Raw genomic sequence first — 5262 nt, forward strand, 5'->3', positions numbered from 1 at the left:
CTCGAAATGGGGTGGCTCTTTTGGTTGACGCTGACGCCGGTAGCTTAGGACATTGGGGTTCGCTATATCTGTAAGTGTCATAGAGTTTTGCGGTTGCGGCATTCTGAACGGGGCTCTCTGTTTGGAAAGGGTGTCGCTCGGATACCGGTCAAATTACTCGAACTGGGCGATGGATCGCCGAAGTTCTCTTGTTCTGTGTTCTCGGCTGGTAAGTTTTTGACGCTCGCGTTGCACGCGGACCCCGGGTGAGACCCTTTACGAACTCGCGATCGAGTCTTGGCGTGACGTCAATTGCATCTACTGCGGATGGTGTTCTCGCGGAATACGTGTCCATTTTCTTGGGTAAAATCATAATCCCGGGATAAAAGGATTCGAGACCTCAAAGAAATTAACGGTATGATCTATAAGAGAACCCCCATCCAGGCAACCTATGGCCTCGAATCTTTTATGAAGTCATATTTTTCGATCACAGGACCACCGAGGGATGACTTCAGTACAGACTTCAGTACATCTTACGGAGAAATCGGTTACTTTTTGCTCTTTTTCTCATTGTATCATAGGCGTTATTTAGTCAATATACGCTTTTTTATTAGACTTTGAGATGAAAAAAAATTAGAAATATTAAATATCATTAGTACTCGGAGAAGAATTCGATCTATCTTGGATCAATGGTGCCAGGGAGGGTGCCTAAGTTTAACCCCTATACTAGCCCAAAGGAATGGGGTATAGTGCCTATCACTGTAGATGATCTGACATTTGGTCGCGTGCGATATATTCGTGCAGGGAGGGCATTCTTTCGGATGCCAAAAACATCCTCTTCCCCAGAGGAACCAGGGGTCGCGGGCATGCCTTTTGCTCCTATACTCCATATATATCAAGAATGGTCTGGCTTGTCCTGAATCAGGAGTTGCTAACCTGGAGGTCTTAAACATGAGCACGACAGTGGATAAAAGTCCTGAGGTTTCCCGCTCAGCCGAAATAGCGAGGTTCTGTGATGAATATCTGGTACAGAAGCCGGATCCTAAAGTGATAAGGAGGATATTCAACCTAACCGAAGAGCAGCTTTTGGATGGCAATGAGTATCTTCCGCCGGAACCTGAGCTCCTTATGGAGAAATTCAAATTAACCAAGAAACAACTTTTGGAGGTTGTGGAGCTCCTCGAGAATGAAGGCTATTGCAAAGAGATCCGCAATAGAGTACTCAACCTACTTAGGATTCGCGTTCTCTGTGCCAGCCAGGTAAGCATAGAGCTTCTGATTCGGCCAAGAAAAGTCTGGGGAGCAATTCTAATGCTAAAGGCCTTGGGTCTGGTTGAAATGAAGCCCGATTCAGAAAAAGATTATGAATACGAGGTTATGGAGGTGCCCTGGAAAAGAGCATTCGGACGTCCTTCTATCTGAGCTGATTGTTTATGCTTGCACCTTGCGAGAGTGGGACAGATTGAAAAGGGAGGCGTCCGTTGAGTGTTGTCGTTCTTATAATGTATTGTTTTTGCGGCATTGCAGTCTCGTTATTGTCCTTATGTATTTATATTGAACGATATAGGAACCCCGCCAAAATTCCTCCTCATCTTTTTGGGGATAGATGGATCAAGAGCCTCCTGTCTTATTCCGTTATTTGGAGTCTCCTTTCATTTGTGTTTTGCCACTTTGCATTTGCCCCCCTATATACAATGGTTCACAAGGCAATACTTAAAACTGATCCAGGCATGTTGACTATTTTTCTCCTATACAGTCTGTTCAGCTTTGTCTTTATATATACACTTTTTAAATTCCCCAAGTTTGTGATGTCTCCCGTCAGCGGCATAATCCAAGACCAGGTGGAAAAGTTCAGCAGGAAGACTTTAGCGGCTTTCGATTTGATCGACGAAGAGGAACGTAGAATTGGAGCTCGACTTAGGAAACAATATACAAAGAGCGTATGCGAAAAGGCAGTTGAGATTCTTTTTAACAAATACAAAGACGAAATTTGTACATCAAATGGCAGTAGAGTGTCACCTGAGGAAGCAGGGCCTCTCAAAAATGCAAATGACCAGGGGAATCGATTTAAATTTGTTCTAAGGGAACTCAAATATTATCGTCTCTTAAGAGAAATGGAAGACACCGTTCAAGAAATCAAGAAAGCTGCTCCTCCCAGGTTTGATTATAAGGGAGAAGAACTTGAACGAGTCGCCAGAGAGATAGAAAAAGAGATACGTAGGAAGAAGAATTGGCAAGAGGCTGATATTCCGGTGACGATCCAATCCAGGGATCAGAATGGAACCGTCTATGGCCGTCTCTCATGCTTTGGAACCCCTGGGAGTTGGATTGTTAGTTTCGAGAAAATTGCCCCCACTCAAGGCATAGGAAGGCGAACAGATGAAGCTGCTCCCCCAGATCCCGTTACCACCGACCTTGATGCCCATCGTGCTTTGGAGAACATTTTATCTACATATAAAGATGATTTTCCTTTTGTTGGGAGTTATGCAGGAAAAAATCCGACACTTTCCGTTTTCGCTTCGTGCTGGGACGCGAAGATTAATCCCAACAATTATATAACTGACATCAAAGTACGCATTTCCACGGTATCCGATTCAGAAATGGCCAAATTCACGCCGTTGTCCTGGGCAAAAGACAATGCCGGAAATCCATGATCTGATGGAATTCTCGAGAGCCTTTTGGCTTGCCTAATTATTCCATACGGTAGTGTCCAGTATTTTTACACTTTTCTCTGTGACACTGTGCCTTCCATAGAGTGTGCCACGAAAGCGATGAGAGGAGGTCAGGATTGACTGATCCTGCAGAATGTGTAAGTATGGTGTAGTGAAAGCAGGATCGTTGCCCCGATAGTGGGCGGCGCGATTTATCACCAGACAGCGGCCCGGCCGCAAAGCGGAAGGCGTTGTGGGTGTTGGCGAAGGCAGCCATCCCATAGCGTCTTTTTTATTGCCCGGGCTGTCGGTCCGCTAGCACCCCTCCTGATGTAGCCTCCCGCTCCGGTTCGCCCCGGAGGGAGCATGGACTTCCTAGATAATCCCGATGAGATGATGCCCGAGCAGCGCCTGCGTGAGCTTGCGGATATCCTGTCCGCCGGTTTCATTCGCCTCAGAAGCCGAAATCCGGAGCTTGCCTCCACCTCCGATCTATCTGCTGCGTCCACCGAGAAACCACTGGATGTTTCCGGCCACCCAAGCAGTTGTTTGGACAACGGGTTAACGGGCAGAGACCCGATTCAACAGGAGGCCCCGGAATGAAACCCAACATCGCCAGGGAGATCGAAAGACTAAGCAACATGACCGTCGCCGAGCTTCGGGAGAAATACGCCGAGGTCTTCGGGGAAGAGACCCGATCCCGGCATAAGGACTTTCTACGAAAACGGATTGCCTGGCGGCTCCAGGCCAATGAAGAGGGCGGTCTATCCGAGCGAGCCTTACGCCGAGCCAGGGAGTTGGCGAACGAAGCCGATCTTCGGCTGATAGCCCCACGGGGACGCACCGAAATCCACCGGTTCCGGCCATCACATGATCGGCGGCTTCCCATGCCCGGGACGGTCATTACCCGGGAGTACAAGGGCCGAACGATCTCCGTGATGGTCCTGGATGAGGGCTTCGAGTTCGAGGGGGAGGTTTATCGGTCTCTGTCGGCGGTGGCGAGGAAGATCACCGGCACCCAGTGGAATGGCTATCTCTTCTTTGATCTTGCCAAGAGGGGGAACGGGAAATGACCGTTCGGAATGGACGCAAGACGACAAAGAAGCCGGATGTCACCCGATGTGCCATTTATACCCGCAAATCCACCGACGAGGGTCTCGACTCCGATTTCAACTCTCTCGACGCCCAGCGGGAGGCGGCTGAGGCGTACATCGCCAGCCAGAAGGCGGAGGGCTGGACATTCCTCCCTGATCGCTATGACGACGGTGGTTTCTCTGGCGGCACGATGGATCGTCCGGCCCTGCGGCAGCTCTTGGCTGACGTGGAGGGTGGGAAGGTTGATTGCGTTGTGGTCTATAAGGTCGACCGCCTGAGCCGCTCGCTCCTCGACTTCTCCCGGATCATCGAGATCCTGGACAAGCACGGCGTCTCCTTTGTCTCCGTCACCCAGCAGTTCGCCACCAACACCTCCATCGGTCGGCTGACGCTCAACATGCTCTTTAGCTTCGCCCAGTTCGAACGGGAGATCATCTCCGAGCGGACAAGTGACAAAATGTCTGCGGCCCGGCGGAAGGGTAAGTGGATCGGTGGTATTCCGGTTCTCGGATATGACATTGATCCCGCAGGTGGGCGGCTGGTGGTGAACGAGGAGGAAGCCGCCAGGGTCCGTGCGATCTTTGATCTCTACCTGGAGAAGGAATCGCTGCTCGAGACCGTGCGGGAGCTGAACCGGCGGCGGTGGACGACGAAGCGATGGACAACGAAGAAGGGGTTGGAACGTGGTGGTGTCCCGTTCGAGAAGGGCAATTTCTCCCGCATGCTCACAAACATAGTATACATCGGCAACATTCAGCATCGCGGATCGGTCTATCCGGGTGAGCATGAGGCCATTGTGGATGAGAAGGTCTGGCAGCGGGTGCAGAAAATGCTCGGTCGTAACGGCACCGCTGGCGGTCGTGCTTCCCGGAACAAGTATAACGCACTCTTGCGTGGGATCCTTTGGTGTACTCCCTGCGAGACCGCGATGTACCACACCTATACGAACAAAGGTGATCGGAGATACCGTTACTACGTCTGCGGCCAGGCTCAGAAGAATGGCCGGGACAGCTGCCCGACGAAATCCATCCCGGCAGGAGAGATCGAGCGGTTCGTGGTGGAGCGGATCCGGTGCATTGGCACCGATCCGAAGCTCCAGGGAAAAGTGTTGGAGACGATCCGGGCAAATGTGAAGGGGCAACTCGATGAGTTCGACCGCGAGCGGCGGACAATCGCCAAGGACCTGAGGCGGTGGTCCACCGAGGTGAAGCGCCTCGTGGGACCCTCCTCTAAGGGCCAAGGCCAGAAATCCAGACCCACCAAGCTTGTTGATCTTCAGGAACGTATCGAGGCCGAGGAGGCGCGGCTGGGGGAGATCAGCAGGCGGAAAGCCGAGCTTGAGAGCGAGCAGGTCGATGAGAAGGATCTGGCCGCCGCTCTTGAGAGTTTTGCACCGATATGGGATTCCCTATCACCCAGGGAACAAGCCCGGGCCGTCCAACTTCTTGTGGAGCGAGTGGGATATGACGGGGAGACGCTCGCCATAACGTTTCGACCGACGGGGATCAAGGCGCTCTCACAGGAGGGGGCACCATGA

General features: G+C 51.5%; 5 protein-coding genes. All 5 read left to right on the top strand.

The window, feature by feature from the left end:
• Nucleotides 1-930 precede the first annotated feature (930 nt).
• Nucleotides 931-1401 (top strand): hypothetical protein, encoded by a 471-nt coding sequence (locus tag KJ970_15875; GenBank protein ID MBU2692402.1) that lies wholly within the window; start codon nt 931-933, stop codon nt 1399-1401.
• Between the two features lie 272 nt (nt 1402-1673).
• Nucleotides 1674-2633 (top strand): hypothetical protein, encoded by a 960-nt coding sequence (locus KJ970_15880; GenBank protein ID MBU2692403.1) that lies wholly within the window; start codon nt 1674-1676, stop codon nt 2631-2633.
• 390 nt (nt 2634-3023) lie between these two features.
• Nucleotides 3024-3233 (top strand): hypothetical protein, encoded by a 210-nt coding sequence (locus KJ970_15885; GenBank protein MBU2692404.1) that lies wholly within the window; start codon nt 3024-3026, stop codon nt 3231-3233.
• The gene (locus tag KJ970_15890; GenBank protein MBU2692405.1) at nt 3230-3703 is read left to right on the top strand and encodes a DUF2924 domain-containing protein; all 474 of its coding nucleotides are present in this window, start codon (nt 3230-3232) and stop codon (nt 3701-3703) included. The genes KJ970_15885 and KJ970_15890 overlap by 4 nt, the downstream gene beginning before the upstream one ends.
• Nucleotides 3700-5262 (top strand): recombinase family protein, encoded by a 1563-nt coding sequence (locus tag KJ970_15895; protein MBU2692406.1) that lies wholly within the window; start codon nt 3700-3702, stop codon nt 5260-5262. Before KJ970_15890 ends, KJ970_15895 begins: the two co-directional genes overlap by 4 nt.

This window comes from Candidatus Eisenbacteria bacterium (assembly GCA_018831195.1).
In the GTDB taxonomy this organism is placed as follows: Bacteria; Eisenbacteria; RBG-16-71-46; order CAIMUX01; family JAHJDP01; genus JAHJDP01.